Source organism: Pseudomonas sp. PGPPP4, from assembly GCF_002256045.1.
GTDB classification, from domain to species: Bacteria; Pseudomonadota; Gammaproteobacteria; order Pseudomonadales; family Pseudomonadaceae; genus Chryseomonas; species Chryseomonas oryzihabitans.
Genome location: NZ_NKID01000009.1, coordinates 116,804 through 143,625 on the forward strand (window position 1 = coordinate 116,804; position 26,822 = coordinate 143,625).

Genomic DNA, 26,822 nt, shown 5'->3' on the forward strand with positions numbered 1-26,822 from the left:
GTCAGCTTTCCGAGTCTGCGGCGTTCTGTTTTTTCAAGCTGGCACAAAGCCTGCTCTGTTAAACGTACCAAATTATAAAATGTACGTTTAAGGAGCGCCGATGGAGGCCGCCCATGCCCTTTCCCTGGATGCCGTCGGTCTCGGCGAGGCCTATGCCGCCGGTACCCTCGATCCGGTCGCGGTCTTCGAGGCGGCACTGGCGCGCGCCCAGGCGTCCTCGGCCGTGTTCATCACCCTGACCGCCGAGCGCGGACGCGCCGAAGCCCTGGCGGCGCGCGAGCGCTGGCAGGCCGGGCAGCCGCGGTCGCCGCTGGATGGGGTGCCGCTGGCCTGGAAGGACCTCTTCGACCTGCAGGGCGAGGTCACCACCTGCGGCGCCGAACTGCGCCGCCTGGCGCCACCGGCCGCCACCGATGCCGTGCTGGTGCAGCGCCTGAGCCAGGCCGGCCTGGTCAGTCTGGGCAAGGTCAATCTCAGCGAATTCGCCTATTCCGGCGTCGGGTCGAATCCCCATTTCGGCACGCCCGCCAATCCCCGGGCGCAGGGCGAGGTGCGCATACCGGGGGGCTCTTCCTCGGGTTCGGCGGTGGCCGTCGCCGCCGACATCGTGCCCCTGGCGCTGGGTACCGACACCGCCGGTTCGGTGCGCCTGCCGGCCGCCCTCAATGGACTGGTGGGCTATCGGCCCAGCCTGGGGCGCTATCCGGCGACCGGGATCTTTCCACTGGCCGCGTCCTATGACGTACCGGGTCCGCTGGCGCGCAGCCTGCGCGATGTTCAGTGCCTGGATCGCCTGCTGGCGGGCGCGGCTGCCCGCCCGTTGCCGGCGCCAACGGAACTGCGGGTGGTGCTGGACCTCAGCGTGCTGGACGACGCCCGGGTGGAGCCGGCGGTGCGGGCCAATCTGCTGGCCGCTGCCGAGCGGCTGGCCCGCGGCGGAGTGAACGTGGAGCGCCGCGCCCGCACGGTCTTTGCCGAGGCCCTGGACGTTCTCGCCGCAGAAGGTTGGCCAGGGGCCCTGGAAGCCTTCGCCCTGCACCGCAAGGTGCTCGACGGTCCCGCGGCCGAACGCCTGGATCCGCGGGTGCGGCAGCGCCTGGAGCGAGCGCGGGCCTTGCCCGACGGTCACCTGGCGGTCCTGCATGAACGCCGCGACCGATTGCGGGCAGCCTTTGCCGCCGAATTCGCCGAGGCGCTGCTGCTGGTGCCGACGGTCGGCCGGGTGGCGCCGCCGCTGGCACCTCTGGACGCCGACGCTGATCTTTTCGCCGCCACCAATCTGGAGCTGCTGCGCCTGACCATGGCCGGCAGCCTGCTCGGCGCGCCGGGTGTCTCGCTACCCAGCGGTCGCGATGCCCAGGGCCTGCCCACCGGGCTGTTGCTGGTGGCCCCCGCCGCCGCGGACGAGCGCCTGCTCGATGCCGCCACGGCCGTGGAAGCCCTGCTCAGCGCCTGAATTCAAGCGGCGGTGGCGGGGGCCCGGCTCCGCCACCGACCTGGCTTTCTTCCGGGTACTGGAGAGTGCAACGATGGCCAAAGAAATCTTCGTTTCCATCGGCGTCGACGTCGACGCGGTGGCGGGCTGGCTCGGTTCCTACGGCGGCGAGGATTCGCCCGATGACATCTCCCGCGGCCTGTTCGCCGGCGAGGTGGGGTCGCCGCGGCTGCTCAAGCTGTTCGAGCGCTATGGCCTCAAGACCACCTGGTTCATTCCGGGCCATTCGGTGGAGACCTTTCCCGAGCAGATGCAGGCGGTGGCCGCGGCAGGCCACGAGATCGGCATCCATGGCTACAGCCACGAGAACCCCATCGCCATGACCCCCGAGCAGGAGGAGGCGGTGCTGGACCGGTCCATCGAGCTGATCACCGCCCTGGCCGGCAAGCGGCCCACCGGCTATGTCGCACCCTGGTGGGAATTCAGCCGGGTGACCAACGAGCTGCTGCTGAAGAAGGGCATCAAGTACGACCACAGCCTGATGCACAACGACTTCTCTCCCTACTACGTGCGGGTCGGCGACAGCTGGACCAAGATCGACTACAGCCAGCAGCCCGAGAGCTGGATGAAGCCGCTGGTGCGCGGCCAGGAGACCAATCTGGTGGAGATCCCGGCCAACTGGTACCTCGACGACCTGCCGCCGATGATGTTCATCAAGAAGGCGCCCAACAGCCACGGCTTCGTCAATCCGCGCCATCTGGAAGAGATGTGGCGCGACCAGTTCGACTGGGTCTATCGCGAGCTGGACTACGCCGTCTTCCCCATCACCATCCACCCCGATGTCTCGGGGCGGCCGCAGGTGCTGCTGATGCTCGAGCGCCTGATCGAGCATATCCAGGGTCACGCCGGGGTGCGCTTCGCCACCATGGACGAGATCGCCGACGACTTCCTGCGGCGCCAGCCGCGCCAGCGCTAAGCGCCCAGCCCACAGGTACAGGACCATGACCGCCCCTGCCGCCAGCTCGCTCCACCCGGAAACCCCCACGGCTGCCTGGAAACCGCAGCCGCTGTCTTCCGCTGATGTCCGCTACGCCACCTGGATCGCCTTCTTCGCCTGGGTGTTCGCCGTCTACGACTTCATCCTGTTCGGCACCCTGCTGCCGGTGATGGGTGGGCACTTCAACTGGAGCGAAGCCGAGCAGGCCGAACTCGCCACCTGGGTGGCCCTGGGCGGGGCCATCATCGCCTTCGCCATCGGCCCGCTGGTGGACCGGATCGGTCGCCGCGGCGGCATCATCGTCACCATCGGCGGCACGGCCCTGTGCTCGGCGCTGACCGCGCTGTGCGCCGGCATGGGCAAGGTGCCGCTGGTGCTGGTACGTTCGGTGGCCGGCCTGGGCTATGCCGAGGAGGGGGTCAACGCCACCTACCTGACCGAGGTCTATGCCGCCTCCGACGATCCGCGGCTGATCCGCCGCCGGGGCTTCATCTACAGCCTGGTGCAGAGTGGCTGGCCGATCGGCGCGCTGATCGCCGCCGGCCTCACCGCCCTGCTGCTGCCGCACATCGGTTGGCAAGGCTGCTTCGTGTTCGCCGCCGTGCCGGCCTTCGTCATCGCCGTGCTGGCGCGCAAGCTCAAGGAGAGTCCGCAATTCCAGGTGCATGCCCGGATCCAGCGCCTGCGCCGCGAAGGCCAAGAGCAGGACGCCCGCAGCCTGGCCCGGGAATACGGCGTGGACTACGAAGAGCACGCCAAGGCCGGCGTGGCCATGGCCTTCAAGGGCCAGGCCCTGCGACCGACCCTGGTGCTGAGCCTGGCCATCCTGCTCAACTGGTCGGCGATCCAGGTGTTCAGCGTGCTGGGGACCTCGGTGATCGTCAGCGTGCACAAGCTCAGCTTCGAGAATTCGCTGTGGATCCTGGTGCTGTCCAACGCCGTCGGCTTCATCGGCTACCTGTTCCATGGCTGGCTGGGCGATCGCATCGGTCGGCGCAACACCGTGGCCCTCGGCTGGATGTGTGGCGGCTTGGCCTTCTTCGCCATGCTGCAGGCGCCCAGCCAGCTGGTACCGGTGGTAGCGCTCTACAGCCTGGGGCTGTTCTTTCTCACCGGACCCTATTCGGCCATGTTGTTCTTCATGGGCGAAAGCTTTCCCACCAGCATCCGCGCCACCGGCGGCGCCATCGTCCACGCCATGGGACCGCTCGGCGCCATCCTCGCCGGCCTCGGCATCACCAGCGTGCTCGGCAGCGGTGGCCAGTGGCACAGCGCCGCGCTCTGGTTCGGGGCGCTGCCGTGCTTTCTCTCCGGCCTGGTGATGTGGGCCGCGCGCCACGTCGAACCCACCAGCCTCAAATGACAGGAGCCCCCATGACAGCTCATACCTCTCCCGTCGCCCTGATCACCGGTGCCGCCAGCGGCATCGGCCAGGCCCTGGCCGTGGCCTATGCCCAGCGGGGCGTGCGGGTGGTCGGCGGCTACTACCCCGGCGATCCCCATGACCCGGAAGAGACTCGCCAGAAGGTGATTGCTGCGGGGGGTGACTGCCTGCTCGAACCCCTGGACGTCCGCGACAGCACCTCGGTGGATACCCTGGCCGATGCCGCCCTGGCGCACTTCGGCCGTCTCGACTATGCCGTGGCCAACGCCGGTCTCCTGCGCGCCGCGCCGCTGCTGGAAATGAGCGACGCGCGCTGGCAGGAGATGCTCGACGTCGACCTCACCGGCGTCATGCGCACCTTTCGCGCCGCCGCGCGGCACCTGGGGGAGGGCGGGGCCCTGGTGGCCATCTCCTCCATCGCCGGTGGCGTCTACGGCTGGCAGGACCATGCCCACTACGCCGCGGCCAAGGCCGGGGTGCCCGGGCTGTGCCGCTCGCTGGCCGTCGAACTGGCGCCGCGGGGCATCCGCTGCAACGCGGTGATCCCCGGGTTGATCGAGACGCCTCAGTCGCTGGACGCCAAGAACTCCCTGGGGCCGGAGGGCCTGGCCAAGGCCGCTCGCAGCATTCCCCTGGGGCGGGTCGGCAAACCCGAGGAGGTGGCGGCGCTGGTGCGCTTCCTGACCAGTCCCGAGGCCAGCTACATCACCGGCCAGAGTCTGATCGTCGATGGCGGTCTCACCGTCCGCTGGCCCGATTGAGGAGCAGAACATGTTCGAGCTGACAGACCGCCGCGCCCTGGTGACCGGCGCGGCCAGCGGCATCGGCGCCGCCATCGCCCGCAGCTATGCCGCCGCGGGGGCGCGCCTGGTGCTGGCCGACCGCGACAGCGAGCGCCTGGCGCAGGTGGCCGCGGAATGCCGCGCCCTGGGGGCCGTGGTAACCGAGACCGTCGCCGACGTCGGCGAGCCGGAGGGCGCCTGGGCCGGAGTGGACGCCTGCGTGGCGGCCCATGGCGGCATCGACATCCTGGTCAACAACGCCGGGATGCTGACCCAGGCCCCTTGCGTCGAGCTGACCCTGGCGCAGTGGAACGACATGCTGCGTGTCGACCTCACCAGTGTCTTTCTCGCCAGCCAGCGCGCCCTGCCGTTCATGCAGGCGCAGCGCTGGGGACGCATCATCAACGTCGCCTCCCAGCTCGGCATCAAGGGTGGCGCCGAGCTCTGCCACTATGCCGCGGCCAAGGCCGGGGTGATCGGCTTCACCAAGTCGCTGGCGCTGGAGGTGGGGCGCGACAATGTGCTGGTCAACGCCATCGCCCCCGGACCCATCGAGACCCCGCTGGTGGAGGGCATCAGCGCCGACTGGAAGGCGGCCAAGGCCCGCGAATTGCCGCTGGGCCGCTTCGGCCGGGCGGAGGAGGTGGCGCCGGTGGCGCTGCTGCTGGCCAGCGATCCGGGGGGCAACCTCTTCGTCGGCCAGACCCTGGGCCCCAATTCCGGCGACGTCATGCCCTAGGAGGTAGCCATGTGCGGACTGTGCGGCCTGCTCGGGCCGGATCTCCACTGGAGCGATCCGCTGGGCGACGACCTGCCCCGGCGGCGCGAGCGCCTGCGCCGGGTCGCCGCCATCAATCGGGTGGTGGCGCCGTTCCGGCTGACGGTGAGCGACGTCCAGGGCGCCTCCTACCTGATCCAGGGCCCGACCGGGCGCCAGGCCCTGGCCGAAGGGTTGGACGACCTCTGGCGTCAGGCCGAAGCGGTGCTGGGGCGGCCGCTCGATCCCCTGGATCCGCGGGTGCTGGCGCCGCTGGAGGGAGCATCGTGAGTCTTGCCGTCAATGTCATCACCGGCTTTCTCGGCAGCGGCAAGACCACCCTGCTGCGCCGCTTGCTGGCCCAGGAGGCCCTGGGCGAGACGGCGCTGCTGATCAACGAATTCGGCGAGGTCGGCATAGATCACCTGCTGGTGGAAGAGGTGGCCCCGGACACCGTGCTGCTGCCCAGCGGCTGCGTCTGCTGCTCGGTGCGCGGCGATCTCAAGGCGGCGCTGCTGACCCTGCACGGGCGGCGCAGTCGCGGCGAGATCCCGGCCTTTCGCCGGGTGTTGCTGGAGACCACCGGCCTGGCCGACCCGGGGCCGATCCTGGCCACCCTCACTCTCGATCCCCAGTTGCGCGGACGCTTCCACCTGGGCTTGCTGGTGACGGTGGTGGACGCCGAGCACGCCGCCTTGCAGGAAGGGCTGCACCCGGAGTGGCTCAACCAGGTCACCGCGGCCGACCGGTTGTTGCTGAGCAAGGCCGACCGGGTCGCGCCTACCGTGCTGGAGCGGCTGGACCGGCATCTGGCCCAGCTCAATCCCACCGCCACCCGGGCCCTGGCGGCGGCGGTGGCCAGCGGCGATGACCTGCTGCTGGGCGAGGGCCTGCGCGCCGCCGATCCGGCGGCCGAGGTCGGCCGCTGGCGCCTGTTCGCCGCGGTCGCCGAAGGCCGCCATGGCAGCGCCGAGGTCTGCTGCCTGGAGTTCGACCGGCCGCTGGACTGGATGGCCTTCGGGGTGTGGCTGTCGATGCTGCTAAGATGCCACGGGCAACGCATCCTGCGAGTCAAGGGCATCCTCGACGTGATCGACGCCAGCCAACCCATCGTCATCCACGGCGTGCAGCACAGCCTGCATCCGCCGGTGCACCTGCCGGCCTGGCCGGCGGGCGAACGCCGCTCGCGCCTGGTGTTCATCGTCCGCGAGCTGGACACCGCGCTGCTCAGGCGCTCCTTCGCCGCCTTCATGGGCGGCCTGGGGCGGGCCGCATGAGCACGCCGCTGACCCTGCGGGTGCTGGGCACCTCGGTGACCCTGCTCGAACCCATCCGCCAGCGGGCGGAGGCGGAACTGGGCATCCGCCTGGTCTACCAGATCCACGACGTCCAGACCGCCCAGCGCATCGCGGTGCTGGAGCCGGGCAGCTACGACCTCTATGACCAGTGGTTCCACAACGTCGACTTCGTCTGGCCGGCGCGGGCGATCCAGCCCATCGACATCCGCCGCATCGCGCTCTGGGAAGAGATCAACGACCTGCCAAAGCGCGGCCGGCTGCATGCCACGGATCGCCTGGCGCCCGGCTGCCGGCCGTGCGATCGCCTCTATGTGCAGCACGATGGCAGCCTCGGCGGCCAGCCCAGCGAGCGCATCAGCATGCTGCCGCTGACCCACAACGCCGACAGCTTCGCCTATCGTCCGGAAAGCCTGCCTGCGGCCCTGGCGGGTCAACAGGAGAGCTGGGCCTGGCTGATCGACGAGGGCTGGTGCGGCCACAGCGCCCTGCAGAGCGACGCCGCCATTGGCGCCCTGGACGCCGCCCTGGCGATCCAGGCCGCCGGCCTCGCCCGGTTCGACGACATCGGCAATCTGCGCCTGGAAGAGATCGACCGCCTGGCCGAGCTGCTGGTGGAACGCCAGCGCCATCGGCACTTCGCAGCGTTCTGGTCCGACGACCGCAGCGCCGGCGAGCTGACCCTGGCCGCCGGAGTGGACATCCAGAGTCTCTGGTCGCCCATGCTCATGGCCCTGCACCGGGCAGGGGTGGACTACCGGGTGGCGGTCCCGCGCGAAGGCTATCGCGCCTGGTTCGGCGGTCTGTCGCTGTCGCGCTGCGCGGAAGGCCGGGTACGCGACGCCGCCTATGCCTACCTCAACTGGTGGCTGGCCGGCTGGCCCGGCGCGGTGATGGCGCGTCAGGGGTTCTATATCGCCAATCCGGTGCGGGCGCGGGATCACCTCAGCGCCGCCGAATGGGACTTCTGGTATGGCGGCCTGCCGGCCCGCGAAGAACTCGCCGGCAGCGACGGCCTGCCGCTGATCGAGGTGGGCCAGCGGCGCGAAGGGGGTTCCTATGCCCAGCGCATGAGCCATATCGGGGTGTGGAATTCGGTGATGGACGAACACAACTACCTGGTGCGGCGCTGGAGCGAATTCCTGCGCACCACGGCAGCCTGAGCCGGCGGCTTCCGAGCGAAAAGGGCGTGCCAGACGCCTCGCCGCGCTGTTGCCCCGGGGACAGCGACTGGACAGCTGCCCTTGGCGCTACAACGGAAATCGTCTTACGGAATCTCGCAACTCATTGATTTAAAAAGCTTTTCAGACTTGGTTCGGTTCTTGATTGAAGGCTCAGGGTCACTGTTTCGCTCGCCCTTGCGGCGAGCCCAACCCGGAGAGCCTTTGCATGTCGCAGAACCCCGTCAAATTCGCCTATTGGGTCCCCAACGTCAGCGGCGGCCTGGTGGTCAGCACCATCGAGCAACGCACCCACTGGGGCATCGACTACAACCGCAAGCTGGCCCAGCTCGCCGAGCAGGCCGGCTTCGACTACGCCCTGACGCAGATCCGTTTCACCGCCGGCTACGGCGCCGAATACCAGCATGAATCGGTGGCCTTCAGCCATGCGCTGCTGGCCGCCACCGAGCGTCTCAAGGTAATCGCCGCCATCCTGCCCGGCCCCTGGAATCCGGCGCTGGCGGCTAAGCAGCTGGCGACCATCGACCAGCTCACCAACGGCCGGGTCGCCATCAATCTGGTGTCCGGCTGGTTTAAGGGCGAATTCCACGGCATCGGCGAGCCCTGGCTCGACCATGACGAGCGCTATCGGCGTTCCGAGGAATTCATCCGCGCCCTCAAGGGCATCTGGACCCAGGACAACTTCAGCTTCGCCGGCGACTTCTATCGCTTCCGCAACTACACCCTGAAACCCAAGCCGCTGCAGCAGCCGCATCCGGAGATCTTCCAGGGTGGCAGCTCCCGGGCCGCGCGAGACATGGCGGCGCGGGTCTCCGACTGGTACTTCACCAACGGCAACACCCCCGAAGGCATCCGCGCCCAGGTCGAGGACCTGCGCGCCAAGGCCGCGGCGAACGGACACTCGATCAAGGTCGGCGTCAACGCCTTCGTCATCGCCCGGGACACCGAGGCCGAGGCCCGCGCGGTGCTCGACGAGATCATCGCCAAGGCCAACCCGGAGGCGGTCCAGGCCTTTGGCCACGAGGCGCGCAATGCCGGCGCGGCCAGTCCGGAAGGCGAGGGCAACTGGGCCAAGTCCAGCTTCGAGGATCTGGTGCAGTACAACGACGGCTTCAAGACCAACCTGATCGGCACCCCCGAGCAGATCGCCGAGCGCATCGTCGCCCTCAAGGCGGTGGGCGTGGATCTGGTGCTAGCGGGCTTCCTGCACTTCCAGGAAGAGGTGGAGTACTTCGGCCAGCGGGTGCTGCCGCTGGTGCGCGAACTCGAAGCCCGGGCCGCGGCGCAGGCGGCGGCCTAGGTCATGGGGGCGAGCCTGGCGACGGCGACCGCGCTACCGTCGGTATTACTGGAGGTTAGCGACCTGGCACTGGCCTTCGGCGGGGTCACGGCCTTCGCCGAGGTGGGCTTCCAGGTGCGTGAGGGCGAGATCTGCGCCCTCATCGGCCCGAATGGCGCCGGCAAGAGTTCGCTGCTCAACGTGATCAACGGCCTCTATCGGCCACAGCGGGGAGCGGTGCGCTTGGGCGGATCGAGTCGCGCCCTGCGTCGGCCCCAGGCCGCGGCTCACGCCGGCGTCGCCCGTACCTTCCAGAACCTGGCGCTGTTCAAGGGCATGAGCGTGCTGGACAACGTGCTCACCGGACGCGGACGTCATCGCCGCGCCTCCTGGCTGGAGCAGGCGTTGGGACTGGGCCGGGCGCCGGCGGAGGAGCGGGCGCAACGAGAGATCGCCGAGTGGGCGCTGGACTTCCTGCACCTGCAGCCCTGGCGTGACGCCCTGGTGGGCACCTTGCCCTATGGCTTGCAGAAGCGCGTGGAGCTGGCCCGGGCGTTGGCCGCCGAACCGCGGCTGCTGCTGCTGGACGAGCCCATGGCCGGGATGAACGCCGCGGAGAAGCGCGAGCTGAGCGGCTACATCCGGGCCATCAACCGCGAGCGCGGAGTGACCGTGGTGCTGATCGAGCACGACATCCAGGTGGTGATGCAGCTGGCGGATCACGTAGTGGTACTGGACTACGGCCGGCTCATCGCCGATGGCGCACCCGCCGCGGTGCGCAACGACCCGGCGGTGATCGCCGCCTATCTCGGGACCCGTCACTAGAAGTTGTTGACGATCTGCTGCGCGTCGGCCAACCGGCGTTGGAAAGACCTTCGGAATGCTCATTTACCACTCGTAAACTCCGCTTCCTCAGGCCTTTCCGCCTTGTTTGGCTCTAGCTCGCGAGATCGTAAACAGCTTCTAAGGACACTGAACGCCTCAGGGAGAAAACCATGGCGTTTTTCTTGGAAGTTTTGCTTGGCGGCCTGCTCGCCGGGGTGATGTATGCCCTGGTGGCGCTGGGCTTCGTGCTCATCTACCGCGCTTCGGGCGTCTTCAACTTCGCCCAGGGCGCCATGCTGCTGTTCGCCGCCCTGACCTACGTCAGCCTGGTCGAGCGCGGCCTGCCCGGCTGGCTGGCGTTGGCGACTACCGCCGGCGTCATGGTGCTGCTGGCGGTGGCAGTCGAGCGCACGGTGCTGCGGCCGCTGGTGAATCGCTCGCCGCTGGTGCTGTTCATGGCCACCCTGGGCCTGGCCTATTTCATCGAGGGCGCCGCCCAGGCGCTGTGGGGCGCCCAGGTGCACGGCCTGGACCTGGGCATCGAGGATCGTCCCCTGGAGCTGGGCGAGCTGTTGCTGTCGTCCTTCGACCTGTTCGCCGCGGCGGTGGCGGCGGTGCTGGTGATCGGACTGTCGCTGCTGTTCGAGCGCACCCGCCTGGGCATCTCGCTGCGCGCCGTGGCCGATGATCCCCTGGCGGCCCAGGCGGTGGGTATCCGCCTGCCGCGCATCTGGGCGTTGGTCTGGGCGGTGGCCGGTTGCGTCGGCCTGGTGGCGGGCCTGCTCTGGGGCGCGCGGCTGGGGGTGCAGTTCTCGCTGTCGCTGATCGTGCTCAAGGCACTGCCGGTGCTGATCATCGGTGGCTTCTCTTCGGTCACCGGGGCCATCGTCGGTGGCCTGCTGATCGGCGCCAGCGAAAAACTCGCCGAGGTCTATCTCGGCCCCCTCATCGGCGGTGGCCTGGAGAACTGGTTTCCCTACGCTTTCGCCCTGGTATTCCTGCTGATTCGACCGGTTGGCCTGTTCGGCGAACCCGTGGTCGAGCGCGTCTAGAGGATCTTCCATGAGCACTTCCCTCGACGCCCTGACGGCGCGTCCGCTGGCCTCCCGTGCACCCGGGGTGCGACCCGTGCGCCTGGCGTTGGCCGCCTTCCTGGTCCTGGCCTTTGGCGTGTTGCCCTGGGTCGGCGGCGACTACCTGTTCAATGCCCTGCTGATTCCCTTCCTGGTGCTGGCCCTGGCCGGGCTGGGACTCAACCTGCTCACCGGCTATGCCGGGCAGCTGTCGCTGGGTTCGGCCGCCTTCATGGCGGTCGGCGCCTTCGCCACCTACAACCTGCAGGTGCGCCTGGGCTGGCCCCTGCCGCTGTGCCTGTTCGCCGGCGGCCTGCTGGCGGCCCTGGTCTCGCTGCTGTTCGGCCTGCCCAGCCTGAGGATCCGCGGCTTCTACCTGATCGTCTCCAGCCTGGCGGCGCAGTTCTTCATCCTCTGGGCCCTGACCCGCTTCGACTGGTTTTCCCATGGCAGCGCCTCGGGGGTGATCAGCGCGCCGCCGCTGGTGCTGCTGGGCCAGGATTTCGGCGGGCCGCTGGGTCGCTACCTGGCCACCCTGCTGGTGGTCCTGGTGCTGTTCGCCTTCGCCGCGCGACTGGTGCACGGCGAACTCGGCCGTACCTGGATGGCGGTGCGCGACCGGGAAACCGCCGCCGCGGTGATGGGCCTGTCGGTGGTGCGGGCCAAGCTGCTGGCCTTCGCCCTGAGCGGCTTCTACCTGGGCGTCGCCGGAGCGCTCTGGGCCTTTACCTACCTGGGCACCGTGGAGCCCCACGGCTTCGACCTGAGTCGCTCCTTCCAGATCCTCTTCATCGTCATCCTCGGCGGACTCGGCAGCCTGGCCGGCAGCCTCTATGGCGCCGCCTTCATGGTGCTGTTTCCGTTGCTGCTCTCCAACCTGGCCGGCTGGCTGCCCACCGACCTCATCGCCGCCGGCCAGCTGGAAAACCTGCAGAAGATGGCCTTCGGCGCCCTGATCATCCTGGTGCTGATCAAGGAACCCGAGGGCCTGGCCCGCCTCGCCACCCGCGGCTGGCAACGCCTGCGCCGCGCCTGATCCCCTTCGCCGGCGGCCTGGATCGCCGGCCCAACACCCCCCACAAGGAAAGTCCCCATGCTCAAACGTCATCTGCTCGGCAGCCTCGTCCTGGCCCTGGGCCTCAGCTCTCTCAGCCCGGCGCAGGCCGCCGGCGAGCAATACTTCCCGCTGCAGAGCTATCGCGTCGGTCCCTATGCCGCCGGCGGCACCGGCTTCTTCGGTGGCTTCATCGACTACATGAAATACGTCAACGCCAATGGCGGGGTGAATGGCGTCAAGCTGGTGTGGAGCGAGTGCGAGACCGAGTACATCGTCGAGAAGGGCGTGGAGTGCTACGAGCGACTGAAGAACGGCCGCGACGGCGCACCCGCGGCCGCCACCAACCCGCTGTCGGTGGGCATCGCCTATGCCACCCTGGAGAGGTCCACCGCCGACCGCCTGCCGCTGATCACCATCAACCACGGTCGCACCGACTCCACCGATGGCAGCGTCTTCCCCTATGTCTTCCCGCTGCAGCTCAATCCCTACTCGGAGGTCTCGGCCATCCTCAACTGGATAGGCCAGCAGGGCGGTGGCGAGGCCAGTCTCAAGGGCAAGAAGATCGTCACCCTCTACCACGGCTCGCCCTACGGCAAGGAGACCAACGAAGTGCTGCAGAAGCTGGCGGATCGCTACGGCTTCGAGCTGACCCTGCTGGAAGTGCCCCATCCGGGCAACGAGCAGCAATCCCAGTGGCTCAACATCCGCCGCCTCAAGCCGGACTGGGTGATCCTGCGCGGCTGGGGCGTGATGAACTCGGTGGCGATCAAGACCGCGCAGAAAGTCGGCTTTCCGGTCGACCACATCATCGGCAACATCTGGAGCAACTCCGAGGAAGACGTGCGTCCGGCCGGCGCCGCGGCCAAGGGCTTCCTGGCCATCACCACCCACCCCTCGGGGACCGCCTTCCCGGTGCTGCAGGGCATCGAACGCGACGTGGTGGCCAAGGGGCAGAGCGACCTGGCCGATCCCAAACGTTTCGGCACCGTCTACTACAACCTCGGGGTGGTCAACGGCATCCTCAATGTCGAGGCCTTGCGCCTGGCCCAGGCCAAGTATGGCGACAAGCCCCTCAGCGGCGAGCAGGTGCGCTGGGGCTTCGAACACCTGAAGCTGGACGACGCCCGCCTGCAGGCCCTGGGCGCCAAGGGGCTGGTACAGCCGCTCACGCTTTCCTGCGCCGACCACGAAGGCGGCGGCGCCATCCGCATCCAGCAGTGGGATGGCGAGCAGTGGCAACTGGTGAGCGACTGGGTGCAGGCCGATCGCGCCTTCCTGCGACCGATCATCGAGGCCTCGGCCCGGCAGTACGCCAAGGAAAAGGGCATAACCCCCCGTGATTGCAGCAAGGAGAGCTGACCCATGACGACCACCCCCTTGTTGGCGGTCGAAGCCATCGAAGTCCGTTACGACGGCGCCCTCCTCGCCGTCGATGGCGTCAGTCTGGAGGTCGGCCAGGGCCAGATCGTGGCCTTGCTGGGCGCCAATGGCGCCGGCAAGAGCACCACCCTCAAGGCCCTCTCGGGGCTGCTCGGCGCCGCTCGCGGCGCCCTGGTCCGCGGCGCCATCCGCTACGAGGGGCGGGACCTCGCGGGCCAGTCGGCCGATGCCCGGGTCCGTGCCGGACTGGTCCAGGTGCTGGAAGGGCGCCACTGTTTCGGGCGACTCAGCGTGGAGGAAAATCTGCTTAGCGGCGGTTTCGTCCGCCGCCTCGGGCGCGCCGCGCAGCGTGAGGAACTGGAGCGCATCTATGCCTGGTTTCCCCGCCTGGCCGGCAAGCGCCGGCAGCTGGCGGGTCTGACCTCGGGCGGCGAGCAGCAGATGATCGCCCTGGGTCGCGCGCTCATGGCGCGGCCCCGCCTGCTGCTGCTGGACGAACCCTCCATGGGCCTGGCGCCGCTGCTGGTGGAGGAGATCTTCGCCAGCGTCGCCCGGCTCAACCGCGAGGAGGGCCTGAGCGTGCTGATGGCCGAGCAGAACAGCGCCATCGCCCTCGACTACGCCCACCAGGCCTTTGTGCTGGAAAGCGGGCGGGTGGTGCAGTCCGGCGTGCCCGGCACGGGTCTGACGCACGAGGCGGTGCAGGCGGCCTACCTGGGGGTGGGCTAAGCTTCCGGGACGACCAGGGAGCCCACGCCATGAACAAGACCTCCTACAACGCCATCGCCGACAGTTTTCGCCAGGCCCGCGTCAGCCTCAGGGACGACGAACGTCGCTACCTAGCGGTGCTCCTGGAAAAGCTCGAACCCGGCGCGACCCTGCTCGATCTGGGCTGCGGCACCGGCACCCCGGTCGCCGCCGCCATCCTCGCCCAGGGGCATCGCGTGCTCGGGGTCGACCAGGCGGCCGCCATGCTGGCCCATGCGCGGCGGGAATTTCCCAAGCAGCGCTGGATCGAGGCGCGGCTGGAAACCTACGCCTGCGCCGAACCCTACCAGGGCGCGCTGCTGTGGGATGCGCTGTTCCATCTGGAGCGCCGCTGGCACGCGACGCTCCTGGCGCGGGTGATCGCCGGGCTTCCGCAAGGGGGACGGCTGATGCTGACGGCGGGCGGCTCGGCGGCGGATGCCTTCGTCGATACCATGTTCGACCAGCCGTTCTTCTACGACTCCCATCCGCCCGAGGCGCTGCGCGCCCTGCTGCTGGGGCAAGGCGTGCGCATCCTCATCGACGAATTCATGGACCTGCCCGACGGCGCCCGCAATCGTGGACGCTGTGCCTTCGTCGTGGAGAAGCTCTGACGGTCTCCAGGTGCTGTTGTCGCTAGGAGAACGGGGCGCCTATCACTCCTTCCAGCCCGGCTGGTAGAGGGTGCCGTGGGCCTGGTCCAGGGCGGCGCGGACCTTGGGCGAGTGCTGGTAGAGGTCGATCAGCTTGGCCAGGCGCGGATCGTCCTTGTTGTCCGGGCGGGCGACGAACTGGATGACGTACTCGGGGTGGTCGAGGCCATCGAAGAGCAGGGCCTGGTTGGGGTCGATGGTCTTGGCCAGGCGCAGGTAGTGCGGATAGCCCTGGGCCACGTCGACGTCGTCCAGCGAGCGGGCCAGCTGCACGGCCTCCAGTTCGACGATCTGGATGTCGCGCGGATTGCCGGTGATGTCCGCCAGGGTGGCATGGTAGCCGACGCCGGGCTTGAGGGTGATGAAGCCGGCCTTCTCCAGCAGCAACAGGCCACGGCCGCCGTTGATGGCATCGTTGGCGATGGCCACCCGTGCGCCCTTGGGGACCTCGGCCAGGGTGCGGTACTTCTTCGAATAGAGCCCGACGTTGTTGATGATCCCCGGCGCCACCGCCACCAGGTCATAGCCGGCGGTGCGCTTGGCGTTTTCCAGGAAGGGGATGTGCTGGTAGTAGTTGGCGTCGATGTCGTGGTTGGCAAGGCTGGTGTTGGGGGCGATCCAGTCGCTGAATTCGACGATCTCCACGTCCACCCCGGCGGCCTTGGCCTCCTGCACCGCGACTTCCAGCGGCGGGGCGAAGGCGGCGGTGGTGCCGATCTTGAGCGGCGCGGCCAGCGCTGCGGTGCTGAAGAGGCCGAGGGCGAAGAGCAGGGGCTTGAGGCGGGTCATGGGGCGTCCTTGAAGGGTCAGTCCTGGCGGAAACGGCTGCCGAAATGGCGGGCGTCGAGGTGGTCGCCGCGGCCGAACAGCTTGTGTCTGAAGCTGCCCTCGGCATAGGCGGTCTTGTAGCGACCCCGGCTCTGCAACTCCGGGATCACCAGGTCGATGAAGTCGCCGTAGCACTCGGGGGTGACGGTGCGCGCCAGGTTGAAGCCGTCCAGCCCGGTTTCGTCGATCCAGCCGAGCAGGGCATCGGCCACCTGCCCGGGATCGCCGACCAGGGCGGTGTAGCGGCCACCGAGGGCGTGCTGCTCCAGCAGCTTGCGGCGGGTCCAGCCGGCGTCCTTGGCCACCAGGCGCTTGAGCGCCGACTCGATGGCCTCGGTCCGTTGCGGACGGATGGGTTCGTCGAGACCATAGGCGGCGAGATCTATGCCCACCGAAGCGGAGTTGTGGGCGACCCCGGCTTCGGGACTGGCGTAATGCAGATATTCGGCGTGCTTGTCGCGGGCTTCGGCGGCAGTGGGGGCGACGATCACCGTGAGGCCCATGAACAGTTTGACGTCATCCGCGCGCCGGCCGGCGGCCACTGCCGCGCCGCGGACCCGCTCGACCTGGGTGCGGGTGGCGGCCTGGTCCTGCCCGGAGATGAACACGCACTCGGCATGGCGCCCGGCAAAGGCCAGGCCGCGATCCGAGGAACCGGCCTGGAACAGCACCGGGGTGCGTTGCCGCGAGGGCTCGCAGAGGTGATAGCCCTCGACATCGAAGAATTCGCCATGGTGCGCGATCTTGCGCACCCGCTCGGGACGGGCATAGATCCGCTGGATGCGATCCCGGACCACCGCATCGTCGGCCCAGCTGCCTTCGAGCAGCTTGTAGAGGACTTCCAGGTATTCGTCGGCCTGGTCGTAGCGGCGATCGTGGGCGATCTGCCGGTCCAGGCCCATGGCGCGGGCGGCGCTGTCCAGGTAGCCGGTGACGATGTTCCAGCCAACGCGGCCTTCGCTCAGGTGATCCAGGGTGGAAAGGCGGCGGGCGAAGGGATAGGGCGGCTCGTAGGTGAGGTTGGCGGTGAGGCCGAAACCCAGGTGCCGGGTGCTGGCGGCCATGGCCGAGACCAGCAGGAAGGGGTCGTTGACCGGCAACTGGATGGATTCGCGCAGGGTCAGGTCGACATTGCCGCCGTAGACGTCGTAGACGCCCAGGATGTCGGCGATGAACAGCCCATCGAACAGCCCGCGTTCCAGCAGCTGGGCCAGCTCGGTCCAGTAGCCGAGGGTGTGATAGCGGCTGGAGGTGTCACGCGGATGGGTCCAGAGGCCATGGTTGATATGGCCCACGGTGTTCATGTTGAAGGCGTTGAGCAGCACCTGCTTGGCGGGAGCGGTCATGGGGCGGGCGCCCCCATGGGGAGAAGAGTCCGGAGCACAGCCATGGGATCCTCGGGTTCAAGGCGAAAGGAGAGATCCGGTGGTCCGGTGGTTATACGTTAGCTTCAAGATATGCCGGGCTTTAAATAGCCTTTCGGAATAACGTTAGGGCGGTCGCGGCAGGACGCTCGCCTCTAACCAAATTCCAAATCGGTATTAATCTGACCTTTGCTTATTCCTTATCGTGGCGGCCATTCCTTCGCCGCTCGCTGAGGCATTCATGGCCGCTATCCGCTGTTCGTTTCGCGCAGGTCTCCGCCGGGGGCTGCTTGCCCTGGGTCTGCTGGGCCTCGTCTGCGCCGCCCAGGCCGATACCAGCCTGCGTATCGGCTACCAGAAATCCTCCACCCTGCTGGTGCTGCTCAAGGAGCAGGGCACCCTGGAGCGGGATCTGGCAGCCCAGGGCATCACCGTCAGCTGGCATGAGTTCTCCAGCGGTCTGCCGCTGCTGGAATCCCTCAACGTGGGCAATGTGGATCTCTCCGCCGACGTCGCCGACACCGTGCCGGTGTTCGCCCAGGCGGCGGGTGCCAAGCTCACCTATTTCGCCCGGGAAACGCCATCGCCCCAGGCCCAGGCCATCCTGGTCCCGGAGGGCTCGCCGCTGCAGAGCCTCGCCGATCTCAAGGGCAAGCGCATCGCCGTGACCAAGGCCGCCGGTAGCCACTACCTGCTGATCGCCGCCCTGCAAAAAGCAGGGCTGACCTTCGCCGACATCCAGCCGGCCTATCTCACCCCGGCGGACGGTCGCGCCGCCCTGGAGAACGGCAGGGTGGATGCCTGGGTGACCTGGGAGCCCTTCGTCGCCAGCGCCCAGCGCCAGCAGCACGTTCGCGTCCTCGCCTCGGGCGAGGGTCTGGCCAGCTACCAGCGCTACTACCTGGCCGCCACGCCCTATGCCCAGGCCCATCCCGAGGTACTGGCCCTGGTCTTCGCCGAATTGCAGCGCACCGGCCAGTGGGTGAAGCAGCACCCCGCCGAGGCGGCACGCATCCTCGGTCCGCAGTGGGGTCGCCTGGACCAGGCCACCGTCGAGCTGGCCAACAGCCGCCGCACCTACGACGTCCAGCCGGTCAGCCGCGCCGCCCTCGGCGAGCAGCAGCGCATCGCCGATGCCTTCCATGCGGCCAAGCTGCTACCCACTGCCGTGGACGCCAGCGCCGTGGACCTCTGGACCCCCAGCGCCCCCTGACCTCCCGCTAGTCGACAAGGAACTCGAGATGCACAAGACCACGCTACGCTGGGCCGCCGGCCTGGCCCTGCTCGGCAGCGCGCTGCTGGCGCAGGCCGCACCGCCCAAGGAAGTCCGCCTGGACTACGCCTACTACGCCCCCACCAGCCTGGTGCTCAAGGAGCAGGGCCTGCTGGAAAAGCGCCTCGGCGAGCAGGGCATCGCCGTGCGCTGGGTGTTCAGCCAGGGCAGCAATCGCTCGCTGGAATACCTCAACAGCGGCAGCACCGATTTCGCCTCCACCGCGGGGCTCGCAGCGCTGCTCAGCCGCGCCAATGGCGCCCCGATCGAAACCCTCTATCTCGCCAGTCGCCCGGAATGGACCGCGCTGGTGGTGCCCAAGGATTCGCCGCTCAAGTCCCTGGCCGATCTCAAGGGCAAGAAGATCGCCGCGACCAAGGGCACCGATCCCTATCTGTTCCTGCTGCGCAGCCTGCGCGAGGCGGGCTTGAAGAAGGGCGACGTGGACATCGTCCATCTCCAGCACCCGGACGGTCGCGCCGCCTTGGAGCATGGCCAGGTGGACGCCTGGGCCGGTCTCGATCCGCACATGGCCGCCAGCGAATTGCAGGCGGGCTCGCGCCTGCTCTATCGCAATCTCGACTTCAACAGCTATGGCGTGCTGAGCACCACCGAGGCCTTCGCCAAGGCCCAGCCGGAGCTGGTCAAGGCGGTGCTGGGCGCCTATGAGGACGCTCGCCACTGGACCCTGGCCCATCCCCAGGAGACCGCCGAGTTGCTGGCCAAGGCGTCCGGCCTGCCGCTGGCGGTGGCCCAGCGCCAGCTCGCCCGTACCGATTTCAGCCAGCCGCTGCCGGGTCCGCAATTCGTCGCCGCGCTCAAGGGCGCCGCGCCGCTGCTGGCCGAAGAGGGCCTGGTACGCCCCGGCGTGGACGCCGTCGCGGCGGTCGATGCCCTGGTCCAGCCGGCGCTGGCCCAGGCCGTGATCAAGGCCGAACCCGCCGTGGCCAAGGTGACCGCGCCGTGAGGGATGAACTGACCCAGGCTGCGCCGCTGGCCCAGGCCTCCCGACCTGCCCGCGGTGCGGGTGGCCGCTGGCGCGGCGCCGTGCTGCCCCTGGGGTTGGTGGCGGTGCTGGAGGCGGTGGTGCGCCTGGGCTGGCTGCCGGCCTACCAGATGCCTCCGCCCAGCGAGGTGCTGCGGACCCTGTGGCTGCTGGGGGAAGGAGAGTTGTGGCGGCATCTGGCGGCCAGTCTGGCGCGGGTCGCCAGTGGCTTCGCCCTGGGCGCGGGTCTGGCGCTGCTGATCGGCGCCTGGGTCGGGCTGTCGCGCCGCGCCGAGGCCTATCTCGATCCGCTGTTCCAGGCGCTGCGCGCCATTCCCAGCCTGGCCTGGGTGCCCCTGCTGCTGCTCTGGCTGGGTATCGATGAAACGCCCAAGATCGTGCTGATCGCCCTGGGAGCCTTCTTTCCACTGTATCTGGCGCTGGTCAGCGGCATCCGCGACGTCGATCGCCGCCTGGTGGAAGTGGGCCGCCTCTATCGCCTGTCGCGCCCGGTGCTGATCCGCCGCATCCTGCTGCCGGCCGCCTTGCCCAGTCTGTTCACCGGACTGCGCGGAGCCCTGAGCATGAGCTGGATGTTCCTGGTGGCCGCCGAACTGATCGCCGCCACCGCCGGCCTCGGCTACCTGCTCAGCGACGGTCGGGAGACCTCGCGACCGGACGTGGTCATCGCCGCCATCCTGGTGCTGGCGGTGCTCGGCAAGCTCAGTGACGAATTGCTGCTGCGCCTGGAACGCCGGGCGCTCGCCTGGCGCGATACCTACCAGGGTGGCCAGTGATGAGCGAATCCCTGCTGTCCCTCGAACGCATCGGCAAGGTTTTCGGCGAGCGTCGGGTGCTGGAAGGCGTCGACCTGACCCTGGCCGCCGGCGAGGTGGTCAGCCTGCTGGGTGCCAGTGGCTGCGGCAAGAGCACCCTGCTGCGTATCGCCGCCGGGCTGGACGACGCCTTCAGTGGCCACATGACCCTGGCCGCGGCCAGCCAGGGCGTCGGCGTGGTGTTCCAGGAGCCGCGGCTGATGCCCTGGCTGGACGTGGCCGCCAATGTCGGTTTCGCCGAAGGCGCGCGCTTCGATCGTGCCTGGACGGCGCAGTTGCTCAGTGACGTCGGGCTGGAGGGGCAGGGCGCCTTGCTGCCCAAGCAACTCTCCGGCGGCATGGCCCAGCGCGTCGCCATCGCCCGCGGACTCTATGGTCGCCCACGGCTGCTGTTGCTCGACGAGCCCTTCAGCGCGGTGGATGCTTTCACCCGCTGGCAATTGCAGGACCTGGTGCTGCGCCTGGTGGCCCGGTATCACATCGGCGTGCTGCTGGTGACCCACGACCTGGACGAGGCCTTCTACCTGGGCGACCGCGTCCTGGTCCTGGGCGGCGCGCCCTCCCGCGTGCAGCGCCGCTTCGCCGTGGCCGCGCCCCATCCGCGTGAAAGGCGCAGTCCCGCCTTGCTGGCCCAGGCCGCCGAAGCCTATGAGGAATTGCAGCGGCTCAGGGTGTGAGGCCGCGAGCACGGAAGGGTCGACGAAGGCGTGCGCAATCGGCCGCGAGCGGGCAGTATCGGATGGCCGCGGCGAGCCCGAGCCGCATCCCGACAATCGACCCCTCCCAAGGAGCTTCCATGAGCCCATCCGCAGCGGTATTGGCCGAACTGGCCCCCCAGGGCGTTCTTCGCACCGCGATCAACTACGGCAATCCGGTGCTGGCGCAACGCGGCGCCGATGGCGAGCCGGCTGGGGTCTCGGTGGCCCTGGCTCGGGCGCTGGCCAAGCGCCTGGGCGTGCCGGTGCAGTTCACGACCCACGACGCCGCCGGCAAGGTCTTTGCCGCGCTGCAGGACGACGCCTGGGACCTGGCCTTTCTCGCGATTGAACCGGTGCGCGCGGCGCAGATCGCCTTCAGCGAACCCTATGTCATCATCGAGGGCACCTATCTGCTGCGCGCAGAGGATCCGGCCCAGGGCGTGGCCGAGCTGGACCAGGCCGGGCGCCGCATCGCCGTGGGGCAGGGCGCGGCCTATGACCTCTATCTCAGTCGCACCCTGACCCAGGCGGAGCTGGTGCGAGCGCCCACCTCGCCGGCGGCCATCGACTGGTTCGTTGATCAGCGCCTGGACGCCGCCGCCGGGGTGCGCCAACCCCTGGAGGCCTATGCCGCCGCCCATCCGGGCTACCGGGTGCTGGCCGACAGTTTCACCGAGATCCGCCAGGCCATGGCCGTACCTAAGGGGCGCGCCGCCGCAGCGGCCTTCGTGCAGGACTTTCTCGATGAGCAACTGCGCAGCGGCCTGGTCGGCCGCGCGCTGGCGGCCAGCGGGCAGGGCGACGTGCGGATCGGCGCGCCCTCGACGGGCGGCTGAAGGGCCGCCCGGCGCCAGGCGGAATCGATCCGCGGCGCCGTTTCGTCGGCTGGATGACAGCTTGGGGCGCTATTCTTGGCGCCGCGGCAGGGGCCCGATGAAATCATCGACGGCTCCTGCTGCCCAATGCCTGTCCCAGCACCCTTAGCTTCGAGGTCGATCTTGCTCGCCACCCTGTCCGATCCCGCCTTTCTCACCGGTCTCCTGCAGATCGTCATCATCGATATCCTGCTCGGCGGCGACAACGCCGTGGTGATCGCCCTGGCCTGCCGGCGTCTGCCGGATGCGCAACGACGCAAGGCCATTCTCGGCGGTGTCGCCGGCGCCGTGATCCTGCGCATCCTGCTGCTGTTCGTCGCCAGCTATGTGCTGGGCTGGCCGCTGCTCAAGGTGGTCGGAGGCGTGCTGCTGCTGTGGATCGGCATCAAGTTGCTGATGCCCGAAGAGGACGAGGCCAACGTCAAGGCCGGTACCACCCTGGGCCAGGCCATCTGGATCATCATGGTGGCCGACGTGGTGATGAGCCTGGACAACGTCATCGCCGTGGCGGGCGCCGCCCAGGGGCACCTGGGCCTGGCCATCGCCGGGGTGCTCATCAGCATTCCCATCATCATCTTCGGCAGCCAGCTCATCCTGAAGCTCATGGAAAGGTTTCGCTGGCTGGTGGTGGCCGGCGCGGCGCTGCTGGGCTGGATCGCCGGCAAGCTGATCGCCAGCGACGAACTGCTGCAGGGCTGGCTGGGCTTTGCCGATGTGCACTGGGTACCCTATGTGGCAGGGGCGGTCGGCGCGGTCTTCGTGCTGGCGGTGGGTCAGTTGCTGGCGCGGCGCGCCGTCACGGCTTGAGCTTCGCCAGCTGCCCTGGACCCGCTCCATGGCAGCTCCCAAGTGACGGCGCACCTGAGCTGCGCCGTCACTGCATATCGTTAGTCAAATTCCGTCTTTACCAAAAGTTATAACAGCTCATTAGCCTATAACGCTTTCGGATGGCCAGTCGGCACGGAGCGGGATGATGAGCAGGGTAGGGAAGGGGTTGGCGGTACTCGCCGCCGTGGTGGGTGCCCTGGGCTTCGCAGGCGGTGCTGCCGCCGAAGGCAGGATCAGCATCGCCCAGCAATTCGGCATCGGCTATCTGATCCTCGACGTGGTGCGCGATCGGCAGCTGATCGAAAAGCACGGCAAGGCCGCCGGCCTGGACATCCAGGTGGACTGGAACAGCATCTCCGGCGCCACCGCCATGAACGAGGCGCTGCTGGCCGGCTCGCTGGACGTGGTCTCCGCCGGGGTGCCGCCGATGCTGACCGTCTGGGATCGCACCCGCGGACGGCAGAACGTCAAGGCCATCGCCGCCCCGGGCGCCATGCCCAACTACCTGCTGAGCAATCGCGCCGAGGTCAGGTCGATCAAGGACCTGACCGACCAGGACCGCATCGCCGTGCCGGCGGCGGGCGTGGGCTTCCAGTCGCGCACCCTGCAGATCGAGACCGCCAAGGTCTTCAGCGACGCCCAGTTCAAGAAATTCGATGCCATCAGCGTGAGTCTGCCGCACCCCGATGCCAGCGCCGCCCTGATGGCGGGCGGCGCGGAGATCACCACTCACTTCTCCAGCCCGCCGTTCCAGTACCAGGCGCTGGAGAATCCTCGGGTCCACCGCATCCTCAGCAGCTACGACGTCCTCGGCGGACCGGGCACCTTCAACGTGCTCTACACCACCGAGAAATTCCACGACGAGAATCCCAAGACCTACCGCGCCTTCTATGACGCCCTGGTGGAAACCGCCGCCTTCATTCGCGCCAACAAGGCCGCGGCCGCGGAGGCCTATATCCGCGTCGAGCATTCCAAGCTGCCGCTGGCCCTGGTGCAGCGCATCGCCGAAGACCCGGAAATCGACTTCACCGTCGAGCCCCAGCGCACCTTCGTCTACGCCCAGAAGCTGCATGAGCTGGGCGTGCTGAAACACCAGGCTGCCTCCTGGCAGGACTACTTCTTCCCCGAAGCCCACGAGCGTCCCGGCAGCTGAGCTGGACCACCAAGGAGAAAGCGCCAATGACTCTCGCATCCCCCCGTCCGGCCGCCGGCCAGACTTTCGAGATCCGTCCCTTCGGCAACCTGGGGGCCGAGATCCTCGGCATCGATCTGGCCCAGCCGCTCAATGCCGACGACTTCGCCCGTGTCCATCGCGCCCACCTGGACCACCATGTGGTGGTGTTCCGCGACCAGCGCATCACCCCCGAGGAGCAGATTGCCTGCAGTCGCCGCTTCGGCGAATTGCAGATCCATGTGCTCAAGCAATTCCACCTGGCCGGCCACCCGGAGATCCTCATCGTCTCCAACATCGTCGAAGACGGTCAGCCGATCGGCCTGGGCGATGCCGGCAAGTTCTGGCACTCCGATCTCTCCTACAAGGAACTGCCGAGCCTGGGTTCCATGCTGCATGCCCAGGAGTTGCCGGAGGAGGGCGGCGATACCCTCTTCGCCAATATGCACCTGGCCTACGACACCCTGCCGGCGGCGCTCAAGCGCCAGGTCGACGGCCTGCAGGCGGAGCATTCCTACACCGCCACCTATGCCAAGCCCAAGTTCGAGGGCAACTGGCGGCCGACCCTGACCGCCGCGCAACTGGCCGAGGTCAAGGCGGTGGTGCATCCGGTGGTGCGTACCCATCCGGAGAACGGTCGCAAGGCGCTGTTCGTCAGCGAGGGTTTCACCACCCATATCGTCGGGCTGCCGGAAGACGAGAGTCGCGAGCTGCTGGCCGAGCTGTACGCCCACAGCGTCAAGCCCGAGCACCTCTATCGCCACCAGTGGCAGCCCCACGACCTGGTGTTCTGGGACAATCGCTCGCTGCTGCACCTGGCGGCCGGCTGCCCCAATCACCTGAGGCGCAAGCTGTATCGCACGACCATCCAGGGCGATGCGCCCTTCTAAAGGAGGAGACGACCATGAACGCTCCTCTCGCTTCCCGTCCGCACCTGACCCTGGCGCAGACCCAGCCCTTGCTGCAAGTGCAGGATCTCGACCTCGAATACCGCACCCGCGAGCGTCGGGTGCGGGCCACCCACCAGGTGTCCTTCGAGGTGCATGGCGCCGATCGTTTCGTCCTGCTCGGCCCGTCCGGCTGCGGCAAGTCCAGTCTGCTCAAGTCGGTGGCGGGTTTTCTGCCGCCGCTGCACGGCGAGATCCGTCTGGATGGCCAGCCGATCAAGGGCCCGGGACCGGATCGCATCGTGGTGTTCCAGGAATTCGACCAGTTGCCGCCGTGGAAGACGGTGCTGGAGAACACCATGTTCCCGCTGCTCGCCAGTCGCCAGGCCAGTCGTGGCGAGGCGCGCGAGCGGGCGCTGCACTACCTGGACAAGGTCGGCTTGGCGCGCTTCGTCGATGCCTATCCGCATCATCTTTCCGGCGGCATGAAGCAGCGGGTGGCCATCGCCCGGGCCCTTGCCATGCAGCCCAAGATCCTGCTGATGGACGAACCCTTCGCCGCCCTGGATGCCCTGACCCGGCGCAAGATGCAGGAAGAATTGCTGGCGCTCTGGGACGAGGTGCGCTTCACCCTGCTGTTCGTCACCCATTCCATCGAAGAGGCGCTGGTGGTGGGCAATCGCATCCTGCTCTTGTCGCCCCATCCGGGCCGGGTCCGCGCGGAACTCAACTGCCACCAGTTCGGCCTCGAGGACTTCGGCGGCGCCGAATTCCAGAGCACCGCACTGCGCATCCACAACCTGCTGTTCCCCGACGACGTCCAGACGCTGCCACCCGAGGTCGCCGACGAGCGCCTGCGCCTGCAGCAGGCCATCGTCCAGGGCCGCATTTCCTATTAGCCTCGAGGTAGACCCATGACTCGACAGCCCCCGGTGCGGGCCGAATACCAACGGGACCTCGCGCCCCTCGACGACTTGCCACTGGCGGTCGAGCTGCCCCTGGCGACGCGCCTGTGGAGCCAGGCCTGGCTGCGCAAGCTGGTGATCCTGGCGATCCTGATGCTGGCCTGGGAAGTGGCCGCCCGCTGGCAGGGCAACGACCTGCTGCTGCCCAGCTTCCTGCAGACCGCCGCCGCCTTCTGGGATGGCCTGGTGACCGGCGAGTTGCCGGCCAAGGTCGCCATTTCGCTCGGCACGCTGCTCAAGGGCTATCTGCTGGGCGTGGTCCTGGCCCTGGCGCTGAGCGCCCTGGCCGTCTCTACCCAGTTCGGTCGCGACCTGCTCGGCACCCTGACGTCCATGTTCAATCCGCTGCCGGCCATCGCCCTGCTGCCCCTGGCGCTGCTCTGGTTCGGCCTCGGCGAGAACAGCCTGGTGTTCGTGCTGGTGCATTCGGTGCTCTGGCCCATGGCGCTCAACACCTATTCGGGCTTTCTCGGCGTCTCCGACACCCTGCGCATGGCGGGGCGCAACTATGGCCTCAAGGGCCTGAGGTACGTCGGGCTGATCCTCATCCCGGCGGCGCTGCCGGCCATCGTCTCGGGCCTGAAGATCGGCTGGGCCTTCGCCTGGCGCACCCTGATCGCCGCCGAGCTGGTGTTCGGTGCCTCCAGCGGCAAGGGCGGCCTGGGCTGGTACATCTTCCAGAATCGCAACGAGCTCTACACCGACCGCGTCTTCGCCGGCCTGGCCGCGGTGATCATCATCGGCCTGCTGGTGGAAGGCCTGGTCTTCGCCACCCTGGAACGGCTGACGGTTAAGAAGTGGGGCATGCAGCGGTAGGGTCTGGCGCCGTTTTGTTGGGCTTCGCTGCGCTCAACCCGACCTACGAAACAGCACCGTAGGTTGGGTTGAGACGGCCTTATCGTCGAAGCTCAACAAATCGCAGGATCTGCACGGGCAGCGACGCTTCAACCCTCGCTCGGACCACCCCCTCTCTCCCTGGGAGAGGGCTGGGGTGAAGGCGCCCTTCGCAGCGAAGTCCTCCAGTGGAAAAGGCTGCGCCGTTTTCCACGCTACGGAGCTCAACCCTTACCCGGATCACTCCCTTTCCCCCTGGGAGAGGGCTGGGGTGAGGACGCCCTCCGCAGCGAAGTCCTCCAGTGGAAAAGGCTGTGCCGTTTTCCACGCTACGGAGCTCAACCCTTACTCGGACCACCCCCTCTCCCCTTGGGATAGGACTGGGGTGAGGGCAACCCTGCACCCGATCCTGCAGTGGAAAAGGCTGCGGCGT

The 26,822-nt window shown here is 68.3% G+C and carries 27 protein-coding genes; 25 read left to right on the forward strand and 2 right to left on the reverse strand.

Going from position 1 to position 26,822, the window contains the following annotated elements:
- The first annotated feature begins 100 nt into the window (after positions 1-100).
- The 15 genes from CFE50_RS16740 to CFE50_RS16810 all read left to right on the forward strand — a co-directional run bounded on the left by CFE50_RS16740 (position 101) and on the right by CFE50_RS16810 (position 14,806).
- Positions 101-1,456 (forward strand): amidase, encoded by a 1,356-nt coding sequence (locus CFE50_RS16740; RefSeq protein ID WP_286735102.1) that lies wholly within the window; start codon positions 101-103, stop codon positions 1,454-1,456.
- Between the two features lie 73 nt (positions 1,457-1,529).
- Positions 1,530-2,411, forward strand: a complete 882-nt coding sequence (locus tag CFE50_RS16745) for a polysaccharide deacetylase family protein (protein WP_286735103.1) — start codon at positions 1,530-1,532, stop codon at positions 2,409-2,411.
- Between the two features lie 25 nt (positions 2,412-2,436).
- A complete protein-coding gene (locus CFE50_RS16750; RefSeq protein ID WP_241810167.1) occupies positions 2,437-3,795 on the forward strand; it encodes an MFS transporter in 1,359 nt (452 codons plus the stop codon).
- An 11-nt stretch (positions 3,796-3,806) separates the two neighbouring features.
- On the forward strand, positions 3,807-4,577 hold the full coding sequence (locus tag CFE50_RS16755) for an SDR family NAD(P)-dependent oxidoreductase (protein WP_286735105.1): 771 nt from the start codon (positions 3,807-3,809) through the stop codon (positions 4,575-4,577).
- A gap of 10 nt (positions 4,578-4,587) precedes the next feature.
- Complete coding sequence (locus CFE50_RS16760) at positions 4,588-5,337, forward strand: SDR family NAD(P)-dependent oxidoreductase (protein WP_286735107.1); 750 nt, start codon at positions 4,588-4,590, stop codon at positions 5,335-5,337.
- 9 nt (positions 5,338-5,346) lie between these two features.
- Positions 5,347-5,646 carry a hypothetical protein gene (locus CFE50_RS16765; RefSeq protein ID WP_145154744.1) on the forward strand — a complete coding sequence of 100 codons (300 nt, stop codon included), beginning with the start codon at positions 5,347-5,349 and terminating at the stop codon, positions 5,644-5,646.
- Positions 5,643-6,632 (forward strand): CobW family GTP-binding protein, encoded by a 990-nt coding sequence (locus CFE50_RS16770; protein WP_241810170.1) that lies wholly within the window; start codon positions 5,643-5,645, stop codon positions 6,630-6,632. The genes CFE50_RS16765 and CFE50_RS16770 overlap by 4 nt, the downstream gene beginning before the upstream one ends.
- Positions 6,629-7,813, forward strand: a complete 1,185-nt coding sequence (locus CFE50_RS16775) for an ABC transporter substrate-binding protein (RefSeq protein ID WP_074584498.1) — start codon at positions 6,629-6,631, stop codon at positions 7,811-7,813. The genes CFE50_RS16770 and CFE50_RS16775 overlap by 4 nt, the downstream gene beginning before the upstream one ends.
- A 226-nt stretch (positions 7,814-8,039) precedes the next feature.
- Complete coding sequence (sfnG, locus tag CFE50_RS16780; RefSeq protein WP_286735109.1) at positions 8,040-9,131, forward strand: dimethylsulfone monooxygenase SfnG; 1,092 nt, start codon at positions 8,040-8,042, stop codon at positions 9,129-9,131.
- Positions 9,132-9,134: 3 nt separating this feature from the next.
- The gene (locus CFE50_RS16785) at positions 9,135-9,935 is read left to right on the forward strand and encodes an ABC transporter ATP-binding protein (protein ID WP_286735111.1); all 801 of its coding nucleotides are present in this window, start codon (positions 9,135-9,137) and stop codon (positions 9,933-9,935) included.
- A gap of 170 nt (positions 9,936-10,105) precedes the next feature.
- Positions 10,106-10,987: a branched-chain amino acid ABC transporter permease gene (locus CFE50_RS16790; RefSeq protein ID WP_286735113.1), complete on the forward strand. Its 882-nt coding sequence runs from the start codon at positions 10,106-10,108 to the stop codon at positions 10,985-10,987.
- 10 nt (positions 10,988-10,997) lie between these two features.
- On the forward strand, positions 10,998-12,044 hold the full coding sequence (locus tag CFE50_RS16795) for a branched-chain amino acid ABC transporter permease (RefSeq protein ID WP_286735115.1): 1,047 nt from the start codon (positions 10,998-11,000) through the stop codon (positions 12,042-12,044).
- A 57-nt stretch (positions 12,045-12,101) separates the two neighbouring features.
- On the forward strand, positions 12,102-13,424 hold the full coding sequence (locus CFE50_RS16800; protein WP_286735116.1) for an ABC transporter substrate-binding protein: 1,323 nt from the start codon (positions 12,102-12,104) through the stop codon (positions 13,422-13,424).
- Between the two features lie 3 nt (positions 13,425-13,427).
- Positions 13,428-14,174, forward strand: a complete 747-nt coding sequence (locus CFE50_RS16805) for an ABC transporter ATP-binding protein (RefSeq protein WP_286735118.1) — start codon at positions 13,428-13,430, stop codon at positions 14,172-14,174.
- 29 nt (positions 14,175-14,203) lie between these two features.
- Positions 14,204-14,806 carry a class I SAM-dependent methyltransferase gene (locus CFE50_RS16810; RefSeq protein ID WP_286735119.1) on the forward strand — a complete coding sequence of 201 codons (603 nt, stop codon included), beginning with the start codon at positions 14,204-14,206 and terminating at the stop codon, positions 14,804-14,806.
- 42 nt (positions 14,807-14,848) lie between these two features.
- Here CFE50_RS16810 and CFE50_RS16815 read toward each other — a convergent pair whose 3' ends face one another.
- On the reverse strand, positions 14,849-15,634 hold the full coding sequence (locus CFE50_RS16815; RefSeq protein ID WP_144957427.1) for a MetQ/NlpA family ABC transporter substrate-binding protein: 786 nt from the start codon (positions 15,632-15,634) through the stop codon (positions 14,849-14,851).
- Positions 15,635-15,651: 17 nt separating this feature from the next.
- On the reverse strand, positions 15,652-17,019 hold the full coding sequence (locus CFE50_RS16820) for an LLM class flavin-dependent oxidoreductase (RefSeq protein ID WP_286735121.1): 1,368 nt from the start codon (positions 17,017-17,019) through the stop codon (positions 15,652-15,654).
- A gap of 259 nt (positions 17,020-17,278) precedes the next feature.
- Between CFE50_RS16820 and CFE50_RS16825 the strand changes: the two genes are divergently transcribed.
- The 10 genes from CFE50_RS16825 (at position 17,279) to CFE50_RS16870 (ending at position 26,371) form a co-directional block, all read left to right on the forward strand.
- On the forward strand, positions 17,279-18,250 hold the full coding sequence (locus tag CFE50_RS16825) for an aliphatic sulfonate ABC transporter substrate-binding protein (protein WP_286735124.1): 972 nt from the start codon (positions 17,279-17,281) through the stop codon (positions 18,248-18,250).
- Positions 18,251-18,278: 28 nt separating this feature from the next.
- A complete protein-coding gene (locus CFE50_RS16830) occupies positions 18,279-19,277 on the forward strand; it encodes an aliphatic sulfonate ABC transporter substrate-binding protein (RefSeq protein ID WP_241810028.1) in 999 nt (332 codons plus the stop codon).
- Positions 19,278-19,285: 8 nt separating this feature from the next.
- Entirely contained in the window at positions 19,286-20,092 is an 807-nt protein-coding gene (locus CFE50_RS16835) for an ABC transporter permease (RefSeq protein WP_241810041.1), read from the forward strand.
- Entirely contained in the window at positions 20,092-20,808 is a 717-nt protein-coding gene (locus CFE50_RS16840) for an ABC transporter ATP-binding protein (protein WP_286735128.1), read from the forward strand. Before CFE50_RS16835 ends, CFE50_RS16840 begins: the two co-directional genes overlap by 1 nt.
- Positions 20,809-20,927: 119 nt before the next feature.
- Complete coding sequence (locus CFE50_RS16845; RefSeq protein ID WP_241810030.1) at positions 20,928-21,665, forward strand: ABC transporter substrate-binding protein; 738 nt, start codon at positions 20,928-20,930, stop codon at positions 21,663-21,665.
- A gap of 162 nt (positions 21,666-21,827) precedes the next feature.
- Positions 21,828-22,511 (forward strand): TerC family protein, encoded by a 684-nt coding sequence (locus CFE50_RS16850; RefSeq protein ID WP_108582022.1) that lies wholly within the window; start codon positions 21,828-21,830, stop codon positions 22,509-22,511.
- 163 nt (positions 22,512-22,674) lie between these two features.
- Complete coding sequence (locus CFE50_RS16855; protein ID WP_502694708.1) at positions 22,675-23,685, forward strand: ABC transporter substrate-binding protein; 1,011 nt, start codon at positions 22,675-22,677, stop codon at positions 23,683-23,685.
- 26 nt (positions 23,686-23,711) lie between these two features.
- Positions 23,712-24,593: a TauD/TfdA dioxygenase family protein gene (locus CFE50_RS16860; protein WP_286735137.1), complete on the forward strand. Its 882-nt coding sequence runs from the start codon at positions 23,712-23,714 to the stop codon at positions 24,591-24,593.
- A gap of 14 nt (positions 24,594-24,607) precedes the next feature.
- Complete coding sequence (locus tag CFE50_RS16865; protein ID WP_042137625.1) at positions 24,608-25,489, forward strand: ABC transporter ATP-binding protein; 882 nt, start codon at positions 24,608-24,610, stop codon at positions 25,487-25,489.
- Between the two features lie 15 nt (positions 25,490-25,504).
- Entirely contained in the window at positions 25,505-26,371 is an 867-nt protein-coding gene (locus CFE50_RS16870) for an ABC transporter permease (RefSeq protein WP_074584484.1), read from the forward strand.
- Positions 26,372-26,822: the final 451 nt, after the last annotated feature.